General features: G+C 46.0%; 2 tRNA genes. Both read right to left on the bottom strand.

Annotation, left to right across the window (positions count from 1 at the left end):
- Positions 1 to 123: 123 nt before the first annotated feature.
- Positions 124 to 199: transfer RNA gene (locus tag IHV10_RS22655), tRNA-Ala, on the bottom strand.
- A gap of 27 nt (positions 200 to 226) precedes the next feature.
- A tRNA-Ile gene (locus tag IHV10_RS22650) sits at positions 227 to 303 on the bottom strand.
- Between the last annotated feature and the right edge of the window lie 10 nt (positions 304 to 313).

Below are 313 nucleotides of genomic sequence, written 5' to 3'. Positions count from 1 at the left end.
GCACATCAAAGATTCTTGCTTGGCGCAGATTAGATAAATCTATCTGCCTTGCATATTGTTTGGATGTCGATATCTAGTTTTCAAAGAACACAATTTAAAAATGCATCATCGTAAGATGTGCAATGGTGGAGCTTAGCGGGATCGAACCGCTGACCTCCTGCGTGCAAGGCAGGCGCTCTCCCAGCTGAGCTAAAGCCCCATAATGGGAATAAAGTTTTTATAAAAATGGTGGGCCTAAATGGACTCGAACCATCGACCTCACGCTTATCAGGCGTGCGCTCTAACCAGCTGAGCTATAGGCCCCTAAAGGAAG

It is taken from the genome of Fictibacillus sp. 5RED26 (assembly GCF_015903895.1).
Lineage (GTDB): Bacteria > Bacillota > Bacilli > Bacillales > Fictibacillaceae > Fictibacillus > Fictibacillus phosphorivorans.
The sequence above is the reverse complement of the archived record's forward strand: the minus strand, read 5'-3'. Positions and strand labels throughout refer to the sequence as shown.